Raw genomic sequence first — 25,013 nt, 5'->3', positions numbered from 1 at the left:
GCTGGGCATCCTTTCCACAAAACCGAGAAAGAGGAATTTCGTTGACTGAGGATCGTTTTGACATTCTTTTTGTCTGCCACGCGAACCTCTGCCGCTCGCCCATGGCTGAGCGCCTGGCCCGGCGGGCGTTCGACGACGCGTTCGGGCCGGCCGCGGCCGGAGTCGTGACCGCGAGTGCCGGGACCCGGGCCTTCGACGGGGCGGGGATGCACCGGGGCACCGCTGAGGTGCTCGGCGAGTGCGGGGTCGATGCGGGTGGCTTTGTCAGCCGTACGGTGACCGCCGGGATGTTGCGTGCTGCCGACCTGGTCCTGACCGCCTCGCGGGACCAGCGGGCGGCTTGTCTGATGGTCGAGCCGGCAGCGGTCCGGCGGGCCTTCACGTTGCGGCAGTTCGCCCGGTTCGCCGCGGAGGTGAAGCCCGTTCGCGGTGGGACGGTCGCCACGCGGATGGGCCGGTTGGTCGCGACGGTCAATGCGACCCGGCACCTCGCGGCGCCGGTTCCGGACGGGGACGATGATCTGCCGGACCCGGTGGACCAGCCGATCGAGGCGTTCCGGACCTGTGCCGAGGATGTCTGGCTGTCACTGCGGGCCGTGGTCGGGGTCATCGCTGGTGCCTGACCTCGGCCACCGACGCGGTGCCCTCGTAGTGGCCGTCCTCGGTCCGGCGATAGATGCGCAGGTCGGTGGTGGGGGTCTCGTCGATCTCGGCGCGACGGGAGGCCCGGGTCGGCCGCTGCTCGGTGCGGACCGCGGTGGGGGCGGCCGCCGAGCGGAAGGGCGACGCGGGCAGCGGTTCGTTGCGCGATACGGGGGTCTCGCGGGCACGTGGCGGCGTGATCGCGGCCCGCGGGGCCTCGTCCATCTCGTTGGTGTAGCTGTAGTACGCGTAAGCGCCGGCGCTCTTGGCCGGGACCATGTTCAGGACGCAGCCGTGCAGCTTCGCGCTGACCTTGCTGAGGGCGGCGGCGGCCATCGCGGCCTGTGACCTGGTGGTCTTGGCGTGCCGGGCGACCAGCAGACAACCGTCCGCGAGGGTGGCCATCACCGCCGCGTCGGTGACCGGCAGCAGCGGCGGGGTGTCGATCAGGATGATGTCGAAACCGGAGCTGAGCGCGGCGAGCAGGTCCGCCATGTTGCCGGAGCCGAGCAGCTCACTGGGGTTCGGCGGGATGTAGCCGCTGGGCAGGACCCACAGTCCGCTCGTGCCCCACTGCTGGGCGGCGTCGCGTAGGTTCGCCTGGCCGGCCAGGACGTTGGTGAGACCGACGGCGCCTTCCAGGCCCAGGTATTCGGCGATGCGGGGGCGGCGCAGGTCGGCGTCGATGATGATGACGCGCTGGCCGGCCTCGGCGAAGGCGATCCCGAGGTTGCAGACCGTCGTCGATTTGCCCTCGCCCGGCAGTGAGCTGCTGACGACCAGGCTGCGGATCGGCCGGTCCACGTCGACGAACTGCAGGTTCGTACGCAGCTGGCGCATGGCCTCCGCGCGGGTGGACTGGGCGCTGCCCTCGGTGATCAGCGGGGACTTGTCGGCCTTGCGGTCGAACGGGATGGCGCTGAGCACCGGCGCCGACGCCGCGTCGTTCAGAGCCTCGGGGGTACGGATCGTGCTGTCCATGGATTCGCGCAGCGCCGCGGTGCCGACGCCGATGATCAGGCCGAGTGCGACAGCCAGGCCCACATTGCGTACGGGTTGTGGGGAGACCTGGTCCGGGGCGAGTTTCGGCTCGGCGATGATCTGGACGCCCACCGTGGGGACCTTCGAGCCGGGTGGGGTCTCGAGTTTGCTGATGAGGGCCGGGAACGCCGTCGCCAGCCGCTGGGTCAGGCGCAGGGCGCGGGCCCGGTCGGTGTCGGTGATGGTCGCCTCGACGAGCACGGTGTCCGGTACCACCTGTGCGGTGATCTGCTCCTGGATGTCCTCGGCGGTCAGCGCGCTCGGTTCCTCGTCGTCGAGGGCTACCGCGAGCCGGTTGCTGGTCAGCACGTCCACGTACGACTTCACCCGCTCCTGGGCGAATTGGCCGCCCTGGAACGCCTGGGTCACCTCGGTGCCCCGGGTGTTGACGAAGAACGTGACCGATGCCGCGTACCGGGGTGGGGTGAGGAGGGTGACGGTGATCGCCACGCCGATCGCCATCACGATCGCTCCGACGACCATCCACCATCTCTTCCGGACGGCGCGCACGTAATCGCGCAGGTCCATCGAGTTGCCTCCTCTATCTGTATCCGGAGAATCCGCCATCCGGACATCGTGTACGACCCGAAATGCTCATGTATTCGGCCGTCGGTTGCGCGTTGTCCCGTACGAGTCCGCGTGCGCAACCGGGGCTCGTAGACGACTAACGCCGCATAGCGCTTCTGATGATGGTTTGCCGCGCAGAAACTCCGAGGTATTTCGGGATTCACCCGCACGAGGGGGGTGAATTTCGTGATGCCGCCAGTGACGCCTATAACCGCAGGTCGCAGGCCTTTGATCTTCATCTCACCGGGATGGTGCGGTGAGGCCGCACAGACCGCGAGGAGGTGAATCAGCACCGGACGGTGATCACCATCCAGGTCGTCCGGACCGAGCAGGACAGGGTCTCATCGCAACCGAAACGGGTCTCACCCGTTCGACCCTGCAGAATCATCACTTTATTCGGAAGAGGCAATCATGAGCCGCAGTAGGGCCATTGCTTTTCTCACGGCCGTCGCCGCCACCCTGGCGATGACGTTCGGCCTCACCGCCTTCGGCGCCTCCGCGGCGCAGGCCGCGCCGGGCGCTTACCCGCCGCCGCCGCCGTCGCTGGTGGTGAACAAGGGCGTCGTGAAGATCGGCATCAAGGTTCGGGCGACCGGTAAGAAGTACATCGCCCGGGAGAAGATCGCCGTTGTCATCAAGTTCCTGCCCAAGGGTTCCACGAAGTGGAAGACGACCAAGGTCGTCGGCCTGAAGGCGGACAAGTTCGGCAAGTTCACGTACAACGTGAAGACGAAGAGTGCCGGCACCATCGTGATCACGGCCAAGGGGGCAAAGTCCAAGAAGGGTGCCTCCGCCACGATCCTGGTCCTGAAAAAGGGCAAGGGCCGCATCGTCATGCGCAAGGCCTCGTTCGACTCCGCACCGGCGACGGTCGCGGTCGGCAGCACCACCGAGGCCCCGGCCTCGAACGGTGTCTGGATCGCCATCGCCGGCCTCGGCGTCCTGGCGCTCGCGGGCAGTGCCGCGGTCACGCGTAACCACGTGCGCCGCCGCAACAACGTCTGATCCCTGGATCTGACAAAAGGCTGGCCCGCACTGCCGACATGGCAGTGCGGGCCAGCGTCTTTTACCCAGCCGCCTGGATCAGGCGGGCAGGTCGAACTCGCCGTCCTTGGTGCCGCCGATGAAGGCCGCCCATTCGTCCTGGGTGAAGCGCAGGGCCGGACCGTCGGGGTTCTTCGAGTCCCGGACGGCGATGCCTGCCGGGAGCAGGTTCATCGCGACCTCGACGCAGTTGCTCTCGGGCTCGCTGCGGGTGCTCTTCTTCCACGACGCGTTGGTCAGGTCCATGGTGAACTCCTTTTCCTGGTGATGAGAGCGATCGTTTCCGCGGGGTCGAGCGCTTGTGCCGCGAGGCGTCGGAACGTGGTGCGGTATCGGGCCACGGTTGCCTCTGTTTCCAGGAAGAGGACGCCGCTGGCGGCGTCCGCGCAGACGAGCGATGGGTCGTCGTCCGGGAAATCCATCAGCACGAAGGATCCCGGCATCCCTGGGTGGGCGCCGGCGCTGAAGGGCAGCACCTGCAGGGTGATGGTGGGTGACCGGGCGGCTCGGACGAGGTGGTCGAGCTGGGTGTTCATGACCTCGGGTCCGCCGACCGTCCGGTGGATGGCGGCTTCGTCGAGGATCGCCCACAGCTGGATGGACTGCTTCGCGGTGAACAGGGCCTGCCGGCGGGCCCTGGTCTCGACGCCTCGTTCGGCCCGGTTGTCGCTGTCGTCCTGGAGCAGGCCTTCGAAGAGGGCCCGCGTGTAGGCCTCGGTCTGGAGCAGGCCCGGGACGAACAGGCTTTCGTAGTTGTGGATGCGGTCCGCCTCGGTCTCGAAGCTGATGAAGGTCTGGTAACCCTCGGGCAGCTCCGATCGGCCGAACTCGAGCCAGCCCAGCTGCGGTACGTCCCGGGTGAGTTCGACCAGGAGATCCCGTTCGGGGCCGTCGGGGATGCCGTAGAACTCGAGCAGGGCGTACAGGGTGCGTTTCTGCGGGCGTACCCGTGCTGTTTCTATCCGGTAGAGGCTGGCCGTGTTGATGCCGGTCTTGTCCTCCACCGTTTCCCGGGTGTGGCCGGCGGCGGCGCGCAGCTGTCTCAGCTCCGCGGCGAGCCGGCGGAGCCGGGCGGTCGGGGGCTGCTTGCGTCTCGCCATGAAATCTCTCCTCTCGGTCCGCCCCGTGACCGGTCCCGTCCCGTGGTCGGCCGGGCCGATCTCGCGCATGCGTTGCATCGGCATATCCACTCGGGCATGCTGCACGACAACTTGTCGTACGACTAGCCTTGCTTCAGACCATAGATGAGGTAGCCATGCAGCATCAAGCCCGGTCCGGCGCCCATGAGCCCGACCGCCCCGGGTGGAGCTGTGCCGGGTGCGGGACCGGGTGGCCGTGCGCGGCGGCCCGGGCCGACCTGGCGCGGGACTTCGACCGGTTCCCGACGTCGTTCGCCGCCTACATGGCGCAGTTCTACGCCCAGGCCTTCGAGGATCTGGCGGCGAGCGCGGACGGCGTGCCGGAGGACCTGTGGGACCGGTTCATGGGGTGGTTGCCGCCCCGGCCGCATCGCGTCACTCCTGCGGGCTAAACCGATCAGGCGCCCGCTGATGATCAAAGCGTCGAATCCGCGAACGGTTGCCCGATCTCCGCCGGTGCCGCAATAGCGTTCTCCAGTAAGAGACGCACCAAGGATTTCAGGAGAGCCACATGTACGGATAAACAGACCTCTTCACCGATGCTGCCCGCCGACCTGCCCCCAGGCGTGGCGCGTGGTGAAGAACCCGCCGATGGTGACCGGCGGGCTGCTGGGTTCCCGTCGCCCCTCCCCGGCGACGGGAACCCGGCAGAGCAAGATCTTTACCGATTTGGATAACGGACGGGAAAGGTGCTAAACGGATGTCGTGGCTGCTCAGCAACGGTTCACCGGCCATTGTCGACCGTTGTCGCATCGATGATCCCGGCAGCCGGCATGCTGCTTTACCTCTCGCGGGGTAACCCGGTAAGCGCGGATCGCGGGATTGTTACGGCGGTGATGCCGCACGGAAATCCGATCACGCGTTCGCCCATGGTCAGGGAATGTGGTACCGCACAGTTCCGCCTCCACCGGAACGACAGTGGCAGTACCGATTCCCGCGCCCCCGGTCGCGGTCCGGCGACCGGGGGCGCATTTTCGACTTCTGCGGGAGGAACGCGCGCATGCGCAAGTTCAGCAAGCGGTCGGCGGCCGTGCTCACCACCGTCACGGTGCTGCTCGGGGCGGCCGGGGCGGCCTGGGCCGCCTGGAGCCTCAGCGGCACCGGGAACGCCGAGGCGAAGGCCGGCTCCGGGGTCACGCTGCGCGTCACCGGCGCGGGGCTGGCCGGCGCCGGGCTCACTCCCGGGAACACCACGACCGTGCTGCTGACCGTGGAGAATCCCAACACTTTTCCCGTACGCGTCAACAACATCGACCTGACGCAGGTGGCCTCCACGACGGCCGGATGTGACGCCGCGGCGAACGTCGAAGTGGTGAACGACGCCCCCCTGCCGGAGGCGGTGACCGTGCCGGCCGGCCGCGCCGACGCCCCGGCGACCGCGCGGATCACGTGGGACGGGCCGTTGCGGATGATCGCGGATCCGGCCGACGCCTGCCAGGGCGCCCCGTTCACCTTCAGCGTCCATCTCGATGCCGTCAGCGCAGCTTCGTGAGCGCGGCGGTGAGGCCTAGAACCGAAAAGGAACCGCATGCGCAAGCTCGACCGTCGCGGCAGGGCGATCCTCAGTTTCGCGGCCGCCGCTGCCGTGCTCGTCAATGCGGGCGCCGCCTGGGCGTACTGGAAGCTGGACGGCAGCGGGACCGGGGTGGCCGTGGCCGGCCGGGCCGTCGAGCTCAAGCTGCAGGGCCGCTCCGACGACAGCAGGCCGCTGTACCCGGGCGCGACCGCGGATCTGACCGTCACGGTCACCAACCAGAACGACTTCCCGGTGCGGATCACCACGGTCAGCCCGGGCGCCGGGCCGGTGGTCGCCGATGACGAGCATCGCGACGCGGGTTGCCGTACCACCGGGGTCGTGATCACCGCGGAGACGCTGCCGGTCGCGTGGGAGGTCCCGCGGAACACCATCGGGGTCTTCACCGTCGCCGGTGGACTGCGGATGACCAACGCCTCCGACAGCGCCTGCCAGGGTGCGACCTTCACGATTCCGGTACGGGCGAACGGCGCGAGCAGCGCCTGATGGTGAGGGAGCCAGTGGTGCGCCGATGGTCCAGGACGTTCGTCGCGGTCGCCGGCGCGGGGGCCGGGGTGGTGGCGGTCGGCAGCGGGGTCGCCGCCTACGGGGGCTGGAACGTGACCGCGTCCCCGTCGACGTTCACCATCCACGCGGTGCGGATCCCGCGGATGGCGGCGCCGACCGTACGGCTGGTGGCCACCGGGCCGCGGGTCGGCTGGGACGCCGTCGAGCTGGCCCCGGGGGTGCCGGTGGACCGGTACCTCGTCACCCGCCATCCCGGGCCGGTCGGCGAGGTCGTGTGCGAGGTGCCGGGCGGGCGGGTGAGTTGTGTCGACACGGCGGCCGCGGCGGGGCAATTGAGCACGTACACGGTGTCAGCGGGTTTCGGGTCGCACTGGGCCGGACCGGATTCCGCACCGAGCGCGGCGATCCGGCTCGCCGTCGCGGTGCCCGCACGGTCGGAGCCGGCGTCCCCGGCGGCTTCCCCGGAACCGAGCGTCTCACCGGCGGCGGTCGTCCCGCGGGCCGATCGGGACACGCCGGCCCCGCGCCCGGACGACGAACCCTCGGCCCCGCAGCACCATCACGAGCCGCCCGTCGATCCACCCGTGCCGTCACCGGCGGAATCGGTGGCATCGGTGCCGCCGAGTTCTCAAGAACCATTTCCGCCGGACTCTGAATAACTTTCTGTCACGTCGAAACACCGTACACAAACAGCCATTTCGCTTGCGACGAGCGTTGACCGCAACCGCCGCTACAGATGGGGTTGTTTGATTCCCGTCAACCATAGGATCAATGGCATGACACCGTCCGGTTCCATCGCGATCCAGTTCGCGCTCTCCGTTGCCATGGTCATCTTCACCGCGTACGTCGCGGGCCGGGTGCACCAGTGGTACCGGCACGGATTCGAGCGTGACGTCGCGTACCGGGAGGGCTACAACCAGGCCTCGCACACACTGTTCCAGCTGGCCGTGCGCAACCACCCAGCCGCGGAGCCCGCGCCGGCCCGGGCGCTGCCGGCGCCGGCCCGCGCGGTCGTCCCGCTGCACCACCTCGAGCCGCTGCCGGCTCTGGCAAGGAAAGGTCACCCCCTCGTATGACGGTCCCGGGTAACAGCATCATCCAGGCGGTTTTCGCGCTCGCCTTCGTGATCGCCAGCGGGTATGCCGCCGGCCGGATCCACCAGTGGTACAAGCAGGGACTCGATCGCGACGAGGCCTACCGGACCGGTTACGACCGGGCGTCGCACTCCATGTTCGACATGGCGATCCGCAAACGGACCGCCGCACCGCCGGACGAGGACTTCACCCCACCGGCCGAACGGGCCGCCCGCCAGCAGCGCCGGGCCCACCTGATCGGGCACGCCCGCCGGCGAATCTTCGCCGAGCCGACGCAGACCGCCAGTGGCCGCCGGCGCCGGCGCCGCCCCACCGAATAACGCACCCGTCGAGGTGTCGTTCTCCCGTCAGATGAATGCCATTGACGGGAAAGGGTTCACCCGCGCGGCGGTGACCCGGCATTCACTCCAACGACGTAAAGACCCAGACGCGTCATGGCGCGGCGTTCGCCCGGCAAATACGGTCAGGCCACCGAACGCAGAGTCCTGGGAGGCATTTTCATGGCACCGACCGTGACCGACGACGCGCTCATTTCCCGGTTCACCACGCTGGCCCCGCACGATCCGGCCCGGCCCGCCGCCCGCTCACAGGTCGTCGGCCAGTGGCTCCCCCTGGCCCGCCATCTCGCCCGCCGTTACGCCGGCCGCGGCGAACCCCTCGACGACCTCGTCCAGGTCGCCGTGCTCGGCCTGCTCAAATCCGTCGACCGCTACGAACCCGACCGCGGCGACTTCGGGGCGTTCGCCGTCCCCACCATCATCGGCGAGATCAAAAGACACTTCCGGGACCGGACCTGGGCGGTACGGGTACCCCGGCGCCTGCAGGAACTCCGCCAGGCCATCAGCGCGGCGACCTGCACGCTGACCCAGACCCTGCACCGCTCCCCCACCGTGGTGGACGTGGCGGCGTACCTCGGCATCTCCGAAGAGGACGTGATCGAGGGCCTCGAGGGGTCGCGTGCCTACCGGGCCACCCCGCTGTCCGCCCCGGCCGGGCCGGGCGACGCCCGTGAGCTCAGCGAACTGCTGGGCGCCGACGAGGACGGATACGCCCAGGTGGAGGCGCGGATGGCCATCGGGCCGGCACTGGCCGGCCTGGACGAGCGGGAACGCACCATCGTGGTGCTGCGCTTCTTCGGCAACCTCACCCAGACCCAGATCGCCGAGCACGTGGGCATCTCCCAGATGCACGTCTCCCGCCTGATCACCAGGGCCCTGGAGACCATGCGCGATTTCCTGGAGACCTGATCGCGCCGATCAGGACTCCGGGCCGAACAGGCGGGGCATGTCGATGACCTCGAAGACCCGCTTGACCAGGCCACTGGGGTTGATCAACCGATAGGTGATGCCGGCCTCGTCGGCGGCGAGATAGCCGTCCAGGAGCACGTTGATGGCCTCGGAGTCCAGGAACGTGACGTCGGCGAGGTCGACGGTGATACCGCGGGGCCGGTCGTCGTCGACGATGCCGAACAGCGCCTCCCGTAACGCGGGACACGCCCCCAGGTCGAATTCCCCGGCAAGGTGCACCCGGGTCTCCGGGGTGCCACCGGGGTCGCCCCGGCTGATGGTGAAGTACTCCTCGTCCACGGCTACTTGTCTACCAGCAAAGATCCCCGGCGCCACCGACGGGCGGTCACATTTGGTACATGTGTTCCCGCTGTCGCGGTGCGTTACCCGAGCAGGGGGAACGCGGCCCAGATGTGCTTGGTGGTCGAGGAGGCATACCAGCCGACATCGAGCGCGAAAGCATTGGCGATGTGCAGCCCCCGGCCACCGGCGTTCAACGGCCGGGTGTGGGCCAGCTCCGGGATCGCGGTCAGATCATGATCGGCGACATCCAGGACGAACTCGTCCCGGGTGCGCATCAGCCGCACCGTGGTGGGCGGGATCCCGTACTTCAGGGCATTGGTCGCCAGCTCCGTGACGACCAGGACCATCCGGTCCGGGACATCGGCCAGAGCGTCATGCGCCTCGGGCGTATAGGCGTTGAGCGCATCGATCAGCCCCACCCGCAGGGCGCGCAGTTGATCGACGGATTCGAGAACCCAGACGCGCAGCTCCTCGGCATCCGGAGGCGGCGGCGAGGTGCGTAGTTGCTTCACCTCCGGCACTATGCCCCCGACCCGGTGGTTTAAGGCCCCGCCGCGCGGGTGAACCGCTTGCGATAGTCGGTCGGGCTGATCCCCAGGTGCTTACGGAAGACGTTGCGCAGGTTCGCGCCCGTGCCCAGGCCGGCATGGTGAGCGACCGCCTCGACCCCACCGGCACCCTGCTCGATGAGCCGGCACGCCAGCGCGACCCGCTGCGTGGTGAGCCACTCCAGCGGCGTGCTGCCCACCTCCCGGCGGAACCGGCGGTGCAGCGTGCCGGGGGTGACCCGGGCCCGGTGCGCCAGGTCGTCGACGGTCAGCCGCAGATGCAGCCGCTGGCGGGCCCAGTCCAGCGTGGGAGCCAGCGAGACCGCGGCCGGCGCCGGCACCGGCTGCTCCACGAACTGCCGCTGGCCGCCGTCCCGGAACGCGGCGAAGACCAGCCGGCGCCCGACATGATTGGCCACGTGCGCGCCATGATCGCGGCGCACGATGTGCAGCCCCAGATCCAGCGCGGCGGCACTGCCGGCCGAGGTCAGCACATCCCCATCATCGACGAACAACACGTCCGGCTCCAGGCGCACCGCGGGGAACCGGCGCCGGAACTCCTCCGCGAGCTGCCAGTGCACCGTCGCCCGGCGCCCGTCGAGCACACCGGCCTCGGCCAGCGTGAACGCACCGGTGCACAGCCCCACCAGCCGGACGCCACGCTCGTGCGCACGCCGGATCGCCGCCAGCACCGCCGGGCGCGACGGGCGGTCGACGTACGGCCGGTTGGGCACGATGACCATGTCCGCCGCCGCGATGTCGGAGAGCCGGCCCCGCGCGCTGACGCTGAACAGCCCGTCACGCATCACCGTGCCCCGGCCGGGAGTGACGACCGAGAGCTCGTACGGCTCGTAGCCGACCTCGGCCCGGCGGCTGATCCCGAAGATCTCGCACGCACAGCCGACCTCGAACGGGTTGGAGCCCTCGTCCACGATGAGGACGACCCGCCAGGTGCGCTGGGTAGGCTCGCAGGATCCTTGCGCCATTGGCCATTCCTAGCACTGTTTCCACCGCCGTGGCGCGGCCAGGATCGACAGCATGCTGCAGAAGATCTCACTGGCCCGGGAGACCGGGAAACTTACCGCGTTCTGGTCGCAACGAACCGTCGCCGAGGGCAACGGCAACCTCTTCAAGGTGGCGAAAGGCACCGGCTCGACCGAGTGGCACACCCACCACGACCAGGACGAGACGTTCCTGCTGCTCGAGGGGCAGCTCACGGTCCAACTCCGCGACGGTGACGTGGAACTGACCCCGGGCGACTTGCTGGTCATCCCCCGCGGCACCGAACACTGCCCCAAGGTCGACGGCGAGGCCCGCTTCCTGCTCGTCGGCCCGGAGATCACCTCGAACGCCGCCGGCGGCAAGCCGGCCTGGAGCTACGAGGCCTAGGACGACGGGTCCGACGAAGGCGTACCGATAGTGGTACTGTTTTGCCAAATACCAAGGTTAGAGAAAACCACTTTCGGTACGGTAATGACTACGGGTCATGGATCTGCAACGGGAAGGGGCCGGAATGACGTACCGCCACGACCTGTGGGAGATCGCCGCCGAGAACCATGGCATCGTGACCACCCGGCAGGCCGACGATGCCGGAGTTCCCGCGGTCGAAGTTCGAAAGCTGGCGTCACGGACCGCACTGGAGCGGGTCGGCCATGGAGTTTACCGGCACAGAGGCGTGCCGGTCGATGAATGGACCGAGCTTGCGGCCGCGCTGGCCGGCGTCGGCGAGGATGCCTTCCTGGAGGGCGACACCGTGCTGGCGATGTTCGGCTTGGCCCTGGTCAACCCGCACAAGATCCACGTCGGCACCCGACGCCGATGGCGGAACCAGCCACCACGCAATACCGTCGTCACCGTCCGATCAGATGTGACCGAGGACGATCTGACCACCCACCAGGGTCTGCGCTGCGTCACCGTGCGACGCGCGCTGATCGAGGGCATCCCCCGTCTGATCAGGGAGCGAGTCCTGGACGCGGTCACCGATGCCCGGCGACGCGATCTGATCGATGAGCTCGAGGCGACCGAGATCATCGGCGCAGTCGCGGGCCGTGACCGGCTGCTGGCTCTCGCCACTCGAAACTAGCTACCATGCGCTCCCGTTCGACAAACCGCCAACGACCATCCAGCCTGGTCAGGCGCGGATGCGGTCGGGTTCGCGGAGGGTGCGGGCTTTGAGGTCGGCGGCGGGGTGGCGTTCGAGGAGGGGGACCGGGGGCAGGGGCATCGCGGTCACGTTCTCGTAGAGGCGGATACGGGCCCGGTCGAGGGCGATCTGGTTGAGGTCGTTCTCGCGGGAAGCCTTGCCGATGCTTTCGGCCATGACCCGTGATGATGCCTCGGCGAAGCGGCGGGCGTCCCGCAGGCCCTGTTCGTAGCCGATCGCGGCCTCGTGTTCGTGGGCGCGGGCGATGCGGGCCTCGGATCGTTCGTAGGAATTGCCGTGGGAGACGATTTTGAGGCCTACCGCGGCGCAGTCGAGGGCCACCAGGAGCAGAGCGATGCCGATGTAGAACAGGCCGATGCCCGCGAAATCGGATGTCACGAGATACCACATCGCCTTGGTACGGGCGCCGAAACCGGAGTCGGCCCGGATGGCTTCCGCGTTGGCCGTACGTTGGTTGCTGATTTTGGCGGTGAGGTCTTTTTCTTCCTCGGCGCGGGCGATGCGGCTGGTGGCCTGGGTCTTCTGCAGGTCGGCGGCCTGTAGATCGAGGCGGGCGGCCTGGTCGTCCAGGGCCCGGGAGCGTTTGACCAGGGTGTCGCAGAAACCGCCGGCCGGGCAGCCGGATTTGCGGGAGACGCCGTCACCCTCGGAGTCGGCAAGGGCCTGGGCGTACAACTTCCGCGCGTCGGCCCGTTTCTCCGCGGCCCGGGTGTTCAGGGACTGGACCGCGGCGTCGGCGGCGATCGATTCCTTCTTCACGACCTGCAGGCGGGCGTCGTAGGCGGCGATGGCGCCGCCCACCTCGATCTCGCTGATCTGCTGGTTGTGGACCTCGTTGAGTCTGGCGTCGATCTCGCCCTGGTATCGGGCCAGCATCAGCGGCTCGGTGATGATCACGGCGAAGAGCAGGGCGAGGCAGACCCGGCCGGCGTACAGGCTGAACGTCGGGTGCTTCAGCAGGTCGTCCGGGTCGGCGGATTCGAGGCGGTCGTAGTTGATCGGGACGCGGCCTACGACCGCGCGGTCGTAGGCCACCACGCCGAATGCCACCAGCGGGCCGACCAGCCATTGCCACCACGGGTGGGTGTAATTCGCGCTGGCGTCGACGAACGCCGCGCCACCCGCCGTCGCGTACACGAAGTACAGCATGATGAAAATGCCGATCGAGCCGTAGAGAACCCGGTCGGAATGCGTTGTCACGCTGTCCGGGTTCACGTTGGCGATCCGGAGCAGCAAACGACGCATGATGAAAGTCTTACGGATCGTACGGGCTTTCGTGGCTATTTGAGACTTTGCGGCTCGGTGATCAGCACCCGCACCGTCACCGCGGCGTGCACGGTCTGCAGCTGCGGCTCGACGTCGAGCTCGACGTCCATCTCCTGGCCGCCACCCTTGGCGTAGGCCATCCGCATCATGCCGCCGCCACCGCCGCCGGTGCCCTCGTCGGCGATCTCGACGAGCCGGTCGACCTGGGCTCCGACGGCCTCCGCGTACTCGTGGGCGCGGGCCAGGGCGTCGGTGATCGCGGCCTTGCGCACGTCGGTGCCGGCCTTGCTGCCCGCGCGCAGCTGCCACCAGGGACCCGAGATCGTGGTCTGCTCCTGGTTGGCCAGGCGCAGCAGCATGTCGCCGAGGACCCCGAAATCGGTCACCGTCACCGTGACGCTGACACTTCCCTGGTACGCCGAGACGCGCTCGCCGCCGCGCTTGAGCTCGGGCCGCACCTGTACCCCACTGGTCTCGCGGCGTTCGATCGCGTCCGGCCAGTCGTCGAGCGACGAGCGCAGCTGGGCGGCGCGTTCGGCCAGGCGGGTGAGGGTGACCTCGCGGTCCTTGTCCCGGGCGGAGACCGTGACGGAGAACAGCGCGATCTCGGGGGGCACTTCGCGCATCGCCTCGCCGCGGACGACGACCATCGGTTGCTCAGTCATCCCCCGACGCTACCGACCGCAGCGGGATACGGACACCGGGGCTGTGCTCGGTGCCGTGCAGGACGATGCTCGCGAGGCGGCCGGCCGTGGGGACGTCGTAGACGAGCGTGCCGCGTACCCGATGGCCCGGCTCGATGGTCTCCAGCAGTTTGCGGTTGCGGTCGTCGGCGTAGAGCGCCGCGGCACCGTCGGGGGTGAACGCCACCCCGTCGGCGTCGAACGCGTGCTGGGAGCCGGCCGGCAGGAAACAGGCCGTGGCGCTGACGTTCGTGACCGCGATCGGCACCATGCAGAACTCACCGCGGGCCCGCTGGCCCAGGCGCCGGGTGCCGACCTGGGTCGCGCCGCAGCGGACCCGGCCGACGGTGAAGCGCAGCGCGCCGTCACGGGCCGCCACGTCGATCCGGCCGGCCGCCGGCTCCGGCTTGCGCACGCTGTCGGCCAGGTAGCGGGCCGCCGTGCCGATCGTGGCGACCAGGTAGGCGCCGGAGGCCAGCGAGACCAGGAGGAGGGCACCGGCGACTTTCCGCACAGGTCGATCAACGTGTCCGGCGAATCCGGAGATATCAGCCGAACAGCCGGAAGAACCGCCTTGTCGGACATCGGCCGACCGGTCGGGTGATCCATTGGTGAACAGGCATATCGCGATGTCGTCCCGGCCCGTTATCACCTGCGTCCCGCGCCGATACAACCGGAGGTTCCAGTGAGCGAGAACCAGGCGGCCGACCGCCTCAAAATCATCATGCAGGGGCGGTCCCCGGACTCCAAGACATCGGAACATCCCATGGTCATGCCCCCGAACCAGGCGCTGCAGGTGCTCACGCTCGCTCAGCGCACCGCCGAGGAACACATCGCCATCGCCAACCGGCAGGCGGACAAGATCCGTACGGACGCGCAGGCGGCCGCGGAGAAGATCGACGAGGACGCGCAGGGCCACTCGCGCACCGTGCGTACCCAGGCCGACCAGGTGCTCACCGACGCGCGCAAGGCCGCCGAGAAGGCCGCCCGCGAAGCCCGGGAGAAGACCGAGGAGGCCCGGCGCTCCGCGGACAAGATCGTCTCCGAGGCGCGGGCGCAGGCCCGGACGATCACCGGCGAGGCCCGCGACCACGCCGAGCAGCTGAAGATCCAGGCCCAGCAGCGGTACGACGACGTGGTGGGCAGCCTCGGCGTCAAGCGGGAAGCCCTCCAGGAACAGATCGAGAGCCTGGAGGTGTTCGACCGCGAATACCGGGCCCGGTTGCAGAGCTTCATGCAGGGACAGCTGCGCGCCCTCTGGGTGGACCAGCCGGTCGCCGCCGTCATCGACGAACCGGTCGTCGTCGAGGAGGCCACGCGCACCGACGTGGCCCGGAAGAAGTAGCACCGGGGGCCCGCCGGGACGACTCCGGCGGGCCCGCTCTCGGTCAGCCGATGCTCACCCAGGCATCGTCGAGCGCGCCGAGGAACTGATCCGCGTTCTCGGCCAGGCCCTTGCCGCCCAGCACCAGCGGGGCGGTGTTCGACACCGACACCGTCGCCGGGATCGAGATCTTCGAGGCCACCACGTCGTCCACGAGCACACTGAGGACGGTCACGTTGCGGCGGCACTCGACCCGGTGCCACGTACCGTCCGCGATCGTGTTCTTGGCCTGGACCAGATAGATCTTGTTGGTTCTCGTGTCCGTGAGCACGCAACTCGGCTTGCCCGGGATCTTGTCGATCTGCAGCTTGTACTGCCCGCCGCTGGCCGAGTAGCCCTTCTGCAGGACGTTCTCGCCGGGGCTGGTCTGATTCGCCTTCAGCAGCACCCGCGCACCGAAACGCATCGGCCGGGTGCCCGGGTTGAGGGCCGCGGTGTGCGCGGTCTGCAGGACCAGGCGCGGGCAGGCGTCACCCGAGCAGGCGGGCGGGAACGCAACCGCCTGGCCGGTGTCCCGCGGGATCAGCTGGGCCCTGGCACCATTGCTGGTCAGCGCCTGCAGGACGTGCCGGTTGCCGGAACCGTCGCCGAACACCCCGTCGCCCATGCTGGAGTCGAAGTCGTAGGACACCACCATGGGCGAGCCGGCCGGCGCGCTGCTCGACGTGGTGGGTTGCGGCGTGCCGGCGGCCTGGAAAGCGGCGTACCGCTTCTGGGTCTTGCCACCGATGCTGATGAACTCGCCACCCACGCCGATCTGCCCCAGAGCGGGGTTCGTGGCGACCGCCCACACCCCGGCGATCCCGTCGGCCTGCGGGGCCCAGCCCAGCAGCTTGCCGGTCTGGTCCACCGCGGCGAGCTTGACCCGCTTGACCGAACCGTCCGTGCAGGCGCCCTTGGTGCCGTTCGCCTCGGTGGTGCAGGCGACGTCGAAGTGCCCGCCGACATAGACCGTGCCGTCCATGACGTTGATCGCCTGGGCGTCGCCGTCGAACACCCGGGTCCAGCGGACCGCACCGTTGCTCTTGTAGGCGACGGCCCGGCCACCCTTGCCACCCGAGGCCGCGTAGACGCCGTCGCCGTCGACGGCGAGCGCGAAGACCTGGTATTTCGGCTTCGGCAGGAACGCCGTGTCCAGGACGCCCGTGACCGGGTCCACGGCGGTCAGGCGCAGGCTGTTCTTGCCACCGTTCGTCTTGTGGAAGCTGCCACCCAGGTAGACCCGGCCGGCCGTCAGCGCCAGGGCGTTCACCGTGTTGTCGGTGGCCGGGGCCCACCCGGTGTCCAGGGCGTCGGTGGTGAGGCTGAACGCGGCCAGGTTGGCGCGAGCCGTGCCGTCCACCGCGGTGATCCTGCCACCGACGTAGAGCCGGCCGTTGCCGGCCGCCAGGGCCCGGGGCCGGCCGTCGACCGTGTGGCTGAACGGGGTGACGACACCGTCCGCGGCGATCTTCGCCAGGCTGTCGCGGGACTGACCACCGACGGTCGTGAAGTCACCGGCGGCATAGAGCGCGCCACCGTCGACCGCCAGGGCCCGGACCGCCGCGTCAGCACCGGGGTTCCAGTCCAGCAGGGCGCCGGAGGAGGCGTCGAACGCGGCCAGGCGGTCCCGGGGAACCTTCTTGCCGGCCACGATCGCCTGCGTGAAGATGCCGCCGACGTAGACGGTGGTACCGCTGTACGCGACGGCATAGATCGGGCCGTTGAACGAGGGGGCGGCGGCCGGATCGTTGCCGACCACGCCGGCGATCGCGGCACCGGCGCCCACGGTCACCGCGGCGCTGACGGCGGCTACGAGAGCCGTACGCCATTTCCTAGTTTTTCGCATGAAGGGTGACGCTAGGGGGATCCGGCGTCGTGGGCGCGTCGCGCCGCTCCGCTCGACGGGCACCGATCCTGAGCCGAAAGACCGCCTGCCGCACCCTTCGACGGACCGCGATCGGGGCCTTTGTTTCCGGCGGGGACTTCAGATCGGGCGGCGGCGGATGAAGCGGACGGCAAGGACCAGCAGGATGAGCAGGAGAAGGACGCCCGCGCCCACGGCCAGGGGGAACAGCCAGGACGGGGCCTGACCGGGCGGCTGGAGGGCGGGGGCGGCGATGGGGGTGACCGGGGCCGCCACCTCGGCCGGGGGCGCCTCGGAGGGATCGGGCTGGGGAGCGGTCAGGGCGGCCATCAGGTTGAGCCGGCCCGCGCCGTAGTAGTCGTCACGGCCGTCCTTGCCCGCGTCGATGGCGGTGCCGGTCAGGCGGGCCTCGACCTCGTCGACCGTCAGGTCCGGGTATCGCGACCAGATCAGGGCCGCCGCACCGGAGACGATCGCCGCCGAGGCGCTGCTGCCGGTCTGGGTGGCGTACCCGTCGTCGGGGGCCGGGCCGGGGATGTCGACGCCGGGGGCCGCCAGGTCGACGTGGTCACCGTGGTTGGAGAAGTCGGCGATCTTGTTGTCGCGGTCCAGGGCACCGACCGTCAGGACCTCGGGATAGGCGCCCGGATACTCCCGGGCGTTGCCTTCCTCGGCCTGATTGCCGGCCGCTCCGACGAGCAGGACACCGGCGTCGCGGGCGTCGTGGACGGCCTCCTGCAAGCTCTGCGAGGGAGCCACCTCGAACGACATGTTCACGATCTTGGCGCCGTGCTCGACCGCGTACGTGATGCCCTGGGCGACCACGTACGGGTCGTTGATCGGCAGGATCGGCATGATCTCCGCCTCGGGGGCGATGCCGAGCACACCCTCACCGGCACCGTGGCCACGCGCCGCGATGATGCCGGCCAGCGCGGTGCCGTGGCCCTCCGGGTCGTTGTCGCCGACCGGGGCGTCCTGCACGATCTGCCGGCCGGGCAGCACCGCGCCGTCCAGGTCGGGGTGGCGCCGGTCCACGCCGGTGTCCAACATGGCCACCACGACGCCGTCCCCCCGCGACAGCTGCTGAGCCTGGGAGACCTTCAGGGAATTCCAGAACCATTGGGCTTCGCGTACGGAGTCAGCGCGCGCCGGGGCGGCCGGCAGCGTCACCGCGAGCAGGGCTACGAACGCGGTGACACCGCATGCTTTCCGGACCAGGGACACAGTGGTGTGTTGTCCGGATAGATGGTTCTCGAAACGTTTTCCTGGCCGCATCAGGCCTTGAGGCGGGCAGCCGCCGCGGCGACCCTCTCGTCCGTCGCGGTGAGCGCGATCCGGACGTGCTGGGCCGCGGCCGGGCCGTAGAAAGCGCCCGGGGCGGCGAGGATGCCCCGCTCGGCGAGCCAGTCGACGGTCTTCCAGCATTCCTCGCCGCGGGTCGACCAGAGGTAGAGCCCGGCGGTGGAGTGCTCGATGGTGAAGCCCGCGCCGGTGAGCGCCGCGCGCAGGGTCTCGCGGCGGGCCGCGTAACGGGCGCGCTGCTCGGCCACGTGGGTCTCGTCGTCCAGCGCCGCGATCATCGCCGCCTGCACCGGGGCGGGCACGATCATGCCGGCGTGTTTGCGGACCGCGAGCAGCTCCGCCACGATGCGCGGGTCGCCGGCCACGAACCCGGCCCGGTAACCGGCCAGGTTGGAGCGCTTGGACAGCGAGTGGACCGCGATCACGCCGGTGTAGTCGCCGTCGCAGACCTCGTCGGACAGCACCGAAACCGGGGTCTCATCCCAGCCCAGCGACATGTAGCACTCGTCGCTGACCACGGTCGCGCCGCGTTCGCGGGCCCAGGAGACGACCTTGCGCAGGTGCTCGCGCGGCAGGACCTTGCCCGTCGGGTTCGACGGGGAGTTGATCCACACCAGCTTGACCCGGGGGTCCGGGCCGAGCGCGGTCAGCGAGTCGCTGCGGACCACCTCGGCACCGGCGAGCCGGACACCCACCTCGTACGTCGGGTAGCAGACCTGGGGAATGACCACGACGTCGCCGGGGCGGACCCCGAGCAGCGTCGGCAGCCAGGCCACCAGCTCCTTGGAGCCGATGGTCGGCAGCACCGACGGCGCACCCGAGACCGCGCAGGAGCGGGCCAGCCAGCCGGTGATCGCCGCCCGCAGCGCCGGGGTGCCCGCGGTCTGCGGGTAACCCGGCGCGTCCGACGCGGCGGCCAGCGCGGCCCGGATCGACGCCGGCACCGGGTCGACGGGCGTGCCGACCGACAGGTCGACGATGCCGTCCGGGTGCGCGGCGGCGACGGCCTTGGCCGGCTCCAGCAGGTCCCAGGGAAAATCAGGCAGGGAGGCCGACAGCACGGTCAGTGCGCATCCCCGCGCGGCGGCTGCGCCACGACGAACGGGGTGTCCTTGTCGATCTTGCCGACCTTCGAGGCACCGCCGGGCGAGCCCAGGTCCTCGAAGAACTCGTAGTTGGCGTTCGTGTAGTCCTTCCACTGCTCGGGGACGTCGTCTTCGTAGAAGATCGCCTCGACCGGGCAGACCGGCTCACAGGCACCGCAGTCGACGCACTCATCGGGGTGGATGTAGAGCATCCGATTGCCCTCATAGATGCAGTCGACCGGGCATTCCTCGATACATGCCTTGTCGAGCACATCGACGCAGGGCTCAGCGATGATGTATGTCACGGGACTTTCCCTTCCAGAGCCACACCGCGGGAAGGCGCGGTGATACGGGCAGAGCCTAGTATCTCGCCGTGAGGGGGTGACGCGTGCTCCGACGGCAGGATGTGGGACACCGGGTTGTGGTACGCCGAATTGTAGGCGTTTCTCAGGATCGCCCACTTTTCACGGATGCGCTCGGCGAGCTGGTCGAGTTGACAGAGACGGAACTCACTCTAGCGACGGCCAAGGGAACTCTCCGAGTGCCACTCAAGGACGTCCACCGCGCCAAGCGGGTGCCCCCGGCCCGGCGCCCACCGGCCGCGGACGTGATCGCGCTCGAACTCGCCGCCAACGAGGCCTGGCCGGCCCCGGTGCAGGCGACCCTCGGTTCCTGGCTGCTGCGCGCGGCCGAGAACTGGACCGGGCGGGCCAACTCGGCGCTGCCCATCGGCGACCCCGACCGCCCGCTCGAGGCCGCCATCGACGCGGTCCAGGACTGGTATGCCGCCCGTGGCCAGCAGGCCCTGATCAACACGCCCATGCCGCTCGCCGCCCCGGTCAGCGCGGCGCTCGACAACCGGGGCTGGACCACCCGCCCGCTGACCCTCGTGCAGACCGCACGGCTCCCGACCATGCTCGAGGCCACCACGCCGCGCCCGGACCTGCCGACGGTCGAGCTCGCCGACAGCCCCACCGACGCCTGGTACGCGATGGTCGCCGAGCACAAGGGCGCGCTGCCCGCGACGGCCAAGCGCATCCTGACCGGCGTACCCACCGCGGTTTTCGCCTCCGTGCTCGACGCCGGCGGCGAGCCGATCGCGGTGGCCCGCGGCGCGGTGACCGGACCGGACCGCTGGCTGGGGATCGCCCTGGTCCAGACCGCGCCGGCGGCACGACGGCGAGGGCTGGCCGCGCACGTCATGCGTGCCATCGGGCTGTGGGCCGGCCAGCAGGGCGCCGGCCGGGCATATCTGCAGGTGGAGGAGCGCAACGCGGGGGCGGTGGCGCTGTATCAGAAGCTCGGTTTCAGCACCCATCACACGTACCTGACCCGCGAAGCACCCCCACGCTGAGCCCCCGGTCGTGGCGGAGTTGAGTACGTGCACTCAGTCGATCATGAAGCTGGCTGACAAGACTTCTGGCCATGACGAAGAACATGAGCAGCCGGGTCGCCACCACGTCGGGCAAGTACGCGGGGCTGGCGGTGCTGGCCGGCGGCGGAGTGGTGTGGGGCCTCAGTGACTTCTGGTGGACCGGGATCGAGGCCCACAACGCGCTCGTCGTGGCCGCCGGTGCGGCCGGGCTGCTCACCGCGGGCGCGGCGCTGGTGACCTTCGCCAAGGCGACCTGGGACCGGGTGGTGCACCCCGGCTGGTGGTTGAGCATCGTGCCGGTGCTGGCCACCGGATTCCTCACCGGCTGGGTCCTGGCCCCGCTGACCGCCGCGGACATCGAGTCACTGGTGTGGATGGTGCTGCTGGCCGGCCCGCTCGTGGTGCTCGGCATGATCTGGACGGCGGGCTGGAGCTCCTTCATGACCAACCGCGACGAGCGCCGCCGCAGCACGCCCCCACGGTCCCAGAAGCGCCTGGTCCCGATGCCCGCCTGAGCGCCGGCGCTTACCCGTCAGCGGCGGACGATGCGGCGGGGCTTGGAGACCTGGCGCTGGGAGTAGGCCTTCAGGGAGCGGGAGCGGTAGTCGCGGCCCAGGGTGGTGGCGATCCAGTAGCCGAGCAGGGTGCCGACGATGGAGAAGCCCGCGTAGAGCCAGATCTGGGAGAAGAAGTTGCCCGCTCCGCCGGAGAAGGGGTAGTCGCCGCTGGCGAACGGGCCGATCAGGATGGTCAGGAGCATGCCGAGGCCGGCTGCCGCGGCCAGGTCGGGGAGCCAGGTGGCCAGCGGGACGCGCTGGCAGCGACGGAAGGCCAGGGTGGCCAGGACGATGCCGATCACCGCGAACATGCCGATGGAGACGCGGCTCTCCGCGTCGCTGTCGTCCGTGAACGCGAACCGGATGACCAGGCGGGCCACCACGTTGATCGCGAACAGGGCCGCCGCGAGCACGGCGATCGACACCCAGCGCTGCCTCATCATGTTCTCCCTAGGGCGTGCTCTCCGGCTCACCGCCGCAGACGAATCGTGGTTCGGGATCGTAGTGCCAACTGAACTTCTCGCGCTCGATCTCTTTGCCATCTTTGCGGATGACGCGCCATGCGTCCTGGGTGAAACCTGGGAGTCCGCTGCTGGTTATGCATTTCGGGCCGGCTTCGCGGTGCACGGTCGGCGGGGACGTGATGCCGCGGCGGGGGCCATAGACGGTCTTGACGCTGTCGTAGACCTTGGTGCTCCACATGGTGACCGTCACCGAGCTGTTCGTGTACGACGTGTCGATGAAGATGCCGTGCGGGGTGGTGTTCTTGAACCGCAGGTCCAGCGTGGGCCAGAAGATGGTCGACTCGATGACCGACGGGTACCGGGAGAAGTAGAACGAGTGCGGCTTGTGCTCGACGTCCTCGAGGCCGGCGTAATAGGCCGCGTTGAACAGCGTCGTGGTGAACTGCGACGCGCCGCCGCCGACACCGGGCTCGAGTTTGCCGCCGACGATGACCGGGGCGTCCTTGTAGCCGGCCGCGTAGTCGCGCTCGCCGGTGTGGCCGTTGAGGGAGAACGTCTCGCCGGGCTGCACCAGGGCGCCGTCGACCGCGCGGGCGATCGTCATGATGTTCTGGCTGCGCGGGGAGCTCGCACCGCCGGTGAAGTCGGTGGTGAACGTGGAGACCTTCTCCTTGACGCCGAGCTTTGCGATGGTCGCCTCGGTGACCTTGGCTTCCTGCTCGGTGTGGCTCGCCTCGACCGTGCGCGAGCCGGTGCCGCTCAGCACCGGCAACAGCGCGGTGGCGAGCTTGTCGGTGTCGACCACGTCGCCGGGCTTGTCGGCCACCACCTTCGGCTTGCCGTCGGTGAGCTTGATCCGGGCGTCCACCGGCTTCTTCTCGACCGTGGCGAACTCCTTGGCCGCGGCGGCGCGCAGCTTCTTGCCGTCGACCGCGGGGGTGAGCTCACCCGCGTCGTCGGAGCGGAACACCAGGCCCTTGGCGATCGCGGCCGGTTTCAGGGTGAACGACTTGCCCGCGACGGTGACGGTGACCGGGCCCGACACGGCCGGTTTCGCCACGTCGGCGATCAGCGCGTCGACCTCGGCCTTGCTGGTGACCGCGGGCTGTGACACCAGCGGGACCTTCGCGGTCTCGCCGACCGGCCAGGCCAGGCGCACCGCGGCGGCGGCCTGGGCCACGTCGAGGCCGAGGCCGTCCTGCGGGTAGGTCGCCTTCGGCGTGGTGCCCGACCAGGTGATCGCCGGCTTCTTGAGGGTCACTTTCCTCGGGTCGAGCTTCTCGCGCAGGCTCGACTCGAGCAGCTTCTCGTCCAGGTCGACGACCGGGGTCACCGTACGCTCGCCGAACAGCGTCGGGCTGCCCTTCATCGCGGCGCCGACGGTGCGCTCGACGTTGAGCAGGACGTCGATGTCGGCGGCCTGCAACTCGACCGGCTCGCCGTCCAGGTCGACCTTCACCACGTCGGCGATCCGGGTGGCGAAGCCCTCGCTGAGCGCCCGCTCGGCGTCGGAGCGGGACTTGCCGCCCAGGTCGACGCCGAGGACGTGGGTGCCGCGGGGCACGTCACCGCCGTAGTAGTAGGCGGTGACACCGGCGGCGGCGATCAGCACCGCGGCGACCGTGCCCACCACCACGACCCGCTTGCGGTTGAGCGGGCCGGGCCCGTCCGGCGGGGCGGCGGGCAGTGCCTGGGTCTCTGCAGAAACGGAGGTCACGCGTCACCTTCACCGCCGGGGGCCACCATGTGGCCGCAAGTCTGCATCCCCGGCCCACGGTGACCAAGGGCCCCGGGCGGTTGTCACGACTTTGTGACGCTCGGACCTCGCACGATCCCCCGGTAGACGTAGACGGCGAACGTCAGGCTGCCGACCAGGATCGTGCCCAGCGCCACCCAGTCGTCGCCGGCGACCAGGTAGTCGCCCTCGGCAGTGCGGGTGCCGGCCGCGGTGAACATGACCAGCGTCCACGCGGCCCAGGGCAGCCCGACCGCCCAGCCGCGGGCCACCGTGCCGGTCGCGAACCACGCCAGCGCCCAGTTGGCGACCGCGGCCAGTAGCACCGACACCCAGATCAGCACCCCGCCGACCCGCAGCGTGGACAGGAACAGCTCCAGTGTCGCGGTGAGCAGCGCGGCGGCGACCGCCAGGACCGCCCCGACGATCCGGATGGCCAGATCGGCACCCCGGCGCGGCGGCCGGGGCCCCTGCTCGGGGGCCTCGGCCACCTCGGTCTCCACCGTCATCGGCCGGTCACGTTGCTGAACAGGTCGCTCTCCCACTTGTGCGGGCCGCCCACCTCGCCGCGCTCGCCCTTGACCAGGGTGAAGTACTCCACGCCCATGAATTCGCCGCCGAAGTCGCCGGCGATGCCGTACAGCCAGGAGTTGTCCGGGATCTGGGTGGCGTGCGCGCGCATCGCGGCGACCTTCTGCTCGTGGAAGTCGGTGCCGTCGATCCGGGCCGCGATCTCGTCGTCCGGATGCCCGAACGGCAGCTCGGAGACGTCCACCACGTCGGCGAACGGGTTGTCGTCCATCCCCTTGAACGCCTCGATGCCGCCCTCGAGCACGCTCAGCGGCATCGCCGTCCAGTAGATCTTCTCGGGACCGAAGCCCTCGGCCTCGGCCAGCTCCGCCGCACGCATCGCGACCCGGTGGGCCTGGATGTGGTCGGGATGGCCGTAGAAACCGTTCTCGTCGTACGTGATCAGCACCTGAGGGCGTACCTCACGCATGATCTCCAGGCAGTGGGCCGCGGCCTCCTCGAGGTCGGCCCGCCAGAAGGCCCGGGGATGGTCGTTGGTCTCCAGACCCATCATCCCGGAGTCACGGTAGCGGCCGGCCCCGCCGAGGAAGCGGTGATCGGTGACGCCGAGCGCGGCACAGGCCCGTTCCAGCTCCACGAGCCGCCAGCCACCGAGCTGGTCGGCCTGTTTCGCCTCGAGCTGGGCCAGCGCGGGCACGTGGATCTCGCCCTCCTCACCGAGCGTGCAGGTCACGAGCGTGACCTGGGCGCCCTCGGAGACATAGCGGGCCATGGTGGAACCGGTGCCGGTGACCTCGTCGTCGGGGTGGGCGTGCACGAGCATCAGGCGGCGTGCGGGCAGGGCATTCGTCACGCGCGCCACTTTACGCGCGCACCCGGGAACGAAGCGGTCTGCGGTTTGGCGGGCGCAAGTGGC

The 25,013-nt window shown here is 69.7% G+C and carries 31 protein-coding genes; 14 read left to right on the top strand and 17 right to left on the bottom strand.

The features are described 5' to 3' along the window. The first annotated feature begins 41 nt into the window (after positions 1-41). Complete coding sequence (locus ACIA6A_RS12495; protein ID WP_396097595.1) at positions 42-623, top strand: low molecular weight phosphatase family protein; 582 nt, start codon at positions 42-44, stop codon at positions 621-623. Here ACIA6A_RS12495 and ACIA6A_RS12490 read toward each other — a convergent pair. Continuing rightward, entirely contained in the window at positions 607-2,211 is a 1,605-nt protein-coding gene (locus tag ACIA6A_RS12490; RefSeq protein WP_396097594.1) for a polysaccharide biosynthesis tyrosine autokinase, read from the bottom strand. The two genes, ACIA6A_RS12495 and ACIA6A_RS12490, sit on opposite strands and share 17 nt — an antisense overlap. A gap of 450 nt (positions 2,212-2,661) precedes the next feature. Between ACIA6A_RS12490 and ACIA6A_RS12485 the strand changes: the two genes are divergently transcribed. Then, a complete protein-coding gene (locus ACIA6A_RS12485; protein WP_396097593.1) occupies positions 2,662-3,255 on the top strand; it encodes a hypothetical protein in 594 nt (197 codons plus the stop codon). A 78-nt stretch (positions 3,256-3,333) separates the two neighbouring features. Here ACIA6A_RS12485 and ACIA6A_RS12480 read toward each other — a convergent pair whose 3' ends face one another. Both ACIA6A_RS12480 and ACIA6A_RS12475 read right to left on the bottom strand, forming a co-directional pair. Next, complete coding sequence (locus tag ACIA6A_RS12480) at positions 3,334-3,540, bottom strand: DUF397 domain-containing protein (protein ID WP_396097592.1); 207 nt, start codon at positions 3,538-3,540, stop codon at positions 3,334-3,336. After that, positions 3,531-4,394, bottom strand: coding sequence for a helix-turn-helix domain-containing protein (locus ACIA6A_RS12475; protein WP_396097591.1), 864 nt, complete (start codon positions 4,392-4,394; stop codon positions 3,531-3,533). The genes ACIA6A_RS12480 and ACIA6A_RS12475 overlap by 10 nt, the downstream gene beginning before the upstream one ends. Positions 4,395-4,549: 155 nt before the next feature. Between ACIA6A_RS12475 and ACIA6A_RS12470 the strand changes: the two genes are divergently transcribed. The 7 genes from ACIA6A_RS12470 (at position 4,550) to ACIA6A_RS12440 (ending at position 8,815) form a co-directional block, all read left to right on the top strand. Beyond that, a complete protein-coding gene (locus tag ACIA6A_RS12470) occupies positions 4,550-4,825 on the top strand; it encodes a hypothetical protein (protein ID WP_396097590.1) in 276 nt (91 codons plus the stop codon). Positions 4,826-5,433: 608 nt separating this feature from the next. Next, positions 5,434-5,925 carry a hypothetical protein gene (locus ACIA6A_RS12465; RefSeq protein ID WP_396097589.1) on the top strand — a complete coding sequence of 164 codons (492 nt, stop codon included), beginning with the start codon at positions 5,434-5,436 and terminating at the stop codon, positions 5,923-5,925. Positions 5,926-5,961: 36 nt separating this feature from the next. Then, positions 5,962-6,453 carry a hypothetical protein gene (locus tag ACIA6A_RS12460; protein WP_396097588.1) on the top strand — a complete coding sequence of 164 codons (492 nt, stop codon included), beginning with the start codon at positions 5,962-5,964 and terminating at the stop codon, positions 6,451-6,453. Continuing rightward, positions 6,453-7,133, top strand: a complete 681-nt coding sequence (locus tag ACIA6A_RS12455) for a hypothetical protein (protein ID WP_396097587.1) — start codon at positions 6,453-6,455, stop codon at positions 7,131-7,133. Before ACIA6A_RS12460 ends, ACIA6A_RS12455 begins: the two co-directional genes overlap by 1 nt. A gap of 117 nt (positions 7,134-7,250) precedes the next feature. Next, positions 7,251-7,550 (top strand): hypothetical protein, encoded by a 300-nt coding sequence (locus ACIA6A_RS12450; protein WP_396097586.1) that lies wholly within the window; start codon positions 7,251-7,253, stop codon positions 7,548-7,550. Further along, positions 7,547-7,888, top strand: a complete 342-nt coding sequence (locus tag ACIA6A_RS12445; RefSeq protein ID WP_396097585.1) for a hypothetical protein — start codon at positions 7,547-7,549, stop codon at positions 7,886-7,888. Before ACIA6A_RS12450 ends, ACIA6A_RS12445 begins: the two co-directional genes overlap by 4 nt. 180 nt (positions 7,889-8,068) lie before the next feature. Beyond that, complete coding sequence (locus tag ACIA6A_RS12440) at positions 8,069-8,815, top strand: SigB/SigF/SigG family RNA polymerase sigma factor (protein WP_396097584.1); 747 nt, start codon at positions 8,069-8,071, stop codon at positions 8,813-8,815. 9 nt (positions 8,816-8,824) lie between these two features. Here the strand turns inward: ACIA6A_RS12440 and ACIA6A_RS12435 are convergent, their stop codons facing one another. The 3 genes from ACIA6A_RS12435 to ACIA6A_RS12425 all read right to left on the bottom strand — a co-directional run bounded on the left by ACIA6A_RS12435 (position 8,825) and on the right by ACIA6A_RS12425 (position 10,691). Then, positions 8,825-9,154: an STAS domain-containing protein gene (locus ACIA6A_RS12435; RefSeq protein WP_396097583.1), complete on the bottom strand. Its 330-nt coding sequence runs from the start codon at positions 9,152-9,154 to the stop codon at positions 8,825-8,827. Positions 9,155-9,237: 83 nt separating this feature from the next. Continuing rightward, the gene (locus ACIA6A_RS12430; protein WP_396097582.1) at positions 9,238-9,669 is read right to left on the bottom strand and encodes an ATP-binding protein; all 432 of its coding nucleotides are present in this window, start codon (positions 9,667-9,669) and stop codon (positions 9,238-9,240) included. Between the two features lie 29 nt (positions 9,670-9,698). Further along, the gene (locus ACIA6A_RS12425; protein ID WP_396097581.1) at positions 9,699-10,691 is read right to left on the bottom strand and encodes a GlxA family transcriptional regulator; all 993 of its coding nucleotides are present in this window, start codon (positions 10,689-10,691) and stop codon (positions 9,699-9,701) included. 52 nt (positions 10,692-10,743) lie between these two features. Between ACIA6A_RS12425 and ACIA6A_RS12420 the strand changes: the two genes are divergently transcribed. Then, on the top strand, positions 10,744-11,094 hold the full coding sequence (locus ACIA6A_RS12420) for a cupin domain-containing protein (protein WP_396097580.1): 351 nt from the start codon (positions 10,744-10,746) through the stop codon (positions 11,092-11,094). Positions 11,095-11,191: 97 nt separating this feature from the next. Next, positions 11,192-11,788, top strand: coding sequence for a type IV toxin-antitoxin system AbiEi family antitoxin domain-containing protein (locus tag ACIA6A_RS12415; RefSeq protein WP_396097579.1), 597 nt, complete (start codon positions 11,192-11,194; stop codon positions 11,786-11,788). 48 nt (positions 11,789-11,836) lie between these two features. Here the strand turns inward: ACIA6A_RS12415 and ACIA6A_RS12410 are convergent, their stop codons facing one another. Genes ACIA6A_RS12410 through ACIA6A_RS12400 form a run of 3 tightly spaced genes read right to left on the bottom strand, consistent with a single transcriptional unit; the run spans position 11,837 to position 14,332 of the window. Beyond that, positions 11,837-13,114, bottom strand: coding sequence for a DUF4407 domain-containing protein (locus ACIA6A_RS12410; protein ID WP_396097578.1), 1,278 nt, complete (start codon positions 13,112-13,114; stop codon positions 11,837-11,839). Between the two features lie 35 nt (positions 13,115-13,149). Continuing rightward, positions 13,150-13,800, bottom strand: coding sequence for an SIMPL domain-containing protein (locus ACIA6A_RS12405; RefSeq protein WP_396097577.1), 651 nt, complete (start codon positions 13,798-13,800; stop codon positions 13,150-13,152). Then, entirely contained in the window at positions 13,793-14,332 is a 540-nt protein-coding gene (locus tag ACIA6A_RS12400) for a DUF4352 domain-containing protein (protein ID WP_396097576.1), read from the bottom strand. The genes ACIA6A_RS12405 and ACIA6A_RS12400 overlap by 8 nt, the downstream gene beginning before the upstream one ends. A 171-nt stretch (positions 14,333-14,503) precedes the next feature. Between ACIA6A_RS12400 and ACIA6A_RS12395 the strand changes: the two genes are divergently transcribed. Beyond that, entirely contained in the window at positions 14,504-15,163 is a 660-nt protein-coding gene (locus tag ACIA6A_RS12395; RefSeq protein WP_396097575.1) for a hypothetical protein, read from the top strand. A gap of 43 nt (positions 15,164-15,206) precedes the next feature. On the opposite strand, the gene ACIA6A_RS12390 is transcribed toward ACIA6A_RS12395, so the two are convergent. The 4 genes from ACIA6A_RS12390 to fdxA form a co-directional block, all read right to left on the bottom strand. After that, a complete protein-coding gene (locus ACIA6A_RS12390) occupies positions 15,207-17,030 on the bottom strand; it encodes a LamG domain-containing protein (protein ID WP_396097574.1) in 1,824 nt (607 codons plus the stop codon). Positions 17,031-17,168: 138 nt separating this feature from the next. Continuing rightward, positions 17,169-18,272, bottom strand: a complete 1,104-nt coding sequence (locus tag ACIA6A_RS12385; protein ID WP_396097573.1) for a S8 family peptidase — start codon at positions 18,270-18,272, stop codon at positions 17,169-17,171. Positions 18,273-18,322: 50 nt separating this feature from the next. Further along, on the bottom strand, positions 18,323-19,411 hold the full coding sequence (gene dapC / locus ACIA6A_RS12380; protein WP_396097572.1) for a succinyldiaminopimelate transaminase: 1,089 nt from the start codon (positions 19,409-19,411) through the stop codon (positions 18,323-18,325). 2 nt (positions 19,412-19,413) lie between these two features. After that, a complete protein-coding gene (fdxA, locus tag ACIA6A_RS12375; RefSeq protein ID WP_396097571.1) occupies positions 19,414-19,740 on the bottom strand; it encodes a ferredoxin in 327 nt (108 codons plus the stop codon). Between the two features lie 83 nt (positions 19,741-19,823). On the opposite strand from fdxA, the gene ACIA6A_RS12370 reads away from it, so the two are divergent. Then, the gene (locus ACIA6A_RS12370) at positions 19,824-20,789 is read left to right on the top strand and encodes a GNAT family N-acetyltransferase (RefSeq protein ID WP_396097570.1); all 966 of its coding nucleotides are present in this window, start codon (positions 19,824-19,826) and stop codon (positions 20,787-20,789) included. Positions 20,790-20,860: 71 nt separating this feature from the next. Beyond that, on the top strand, positions 20,861-21,325 hold the full coding sequence (locus ACIA6A_RS12365) for a hypothetical protein (RefSeq protein WP_396097569.1): 465 nt from the start codon (positions 20,861-20,863) through the stop codon (positions 21,323-21,325). Positions 21,326-21,342: 17 nt separating this feature from the next. Here the strand turns inward: ACIA6A_RS12365 and ACIA6A_RS12360 are convergent, their stop codons facing one another. The 4 genes from ACIA6A_RS12360 to mshB all read right to left on the bottom strand — a co-directional run bounded on the left by ACIA6A_RS12360 (position 21,343) and on the right by mshB (position 24,920). After that, complete coding sequence (locus ACIA6A_RS12360) at positions 21,343-21,807, bottom strand: hypothetical protein (protein WP_396097568.1); 465 nt, start codon at positions 21,805-21,807, stop codon at positions 21,343-21,345. Positions 21,808-21,817: 10 nt separating this feature from the next. Next, positions 21,818-23,548 carry a VanW family protein gene (locus ACIA6A_RS12355; protein WP_396097567.1) on the bottom strand — a complete coding sequence of 577 codons (1,731 nt, stop codon included), beginning with the start codon at positions 23,546-23,548 and terminating at the stop codon, positions 21,818-21,820. A gap of 83 nt (positions 23,549-23,631) precedes the next feature. Then, positions 23,632-24,075, bottom strand: coding sequence for a hypothetical protein (locus tag ACIA6A_RS12350; RefSeq protein WP_396097566.1), 444 nt, complete (start codon positions 24,073-24,075; stop codon positions 23,632-23,634). Next, positions 24,072-24,920 carry an N-acetyl-1-D-myo-inositol-2-amino-2-deoxy-alpha-D-glucopyranoside deacetylase gene (gene mshB / locus ACIA6A_RS12345; RefSeq protein WP_396097657.1) on the bottom strand — a complete coding sequence of 283 codons (849 nt, stop codon included), beginning with the start codon at positions 24,918-24,920 and terminating at the stop codon, positions 24,072-24,074. The genes ACIA6A_RS12350 and mshB overlap by 4 nt, the downstream gene beginning before the upstream one ends. Positions 24,921-25,013: the final 93 nt, after the last annotated feature.

This window comes from Actinoplanes sp. NPDC051494, assembly GCF_044454705.1.
Taxonomy (GTDB): domain Bacteria; phylum Actinomycetota; class Actinomycetes; order Mycobacteriales; family Micromonosporaceae; genus Actinoplanes.
Note: the sequence above shows the minus strand (reverse complement) of the source record. Positions and strands in the feature narration are given on the sequence as shown.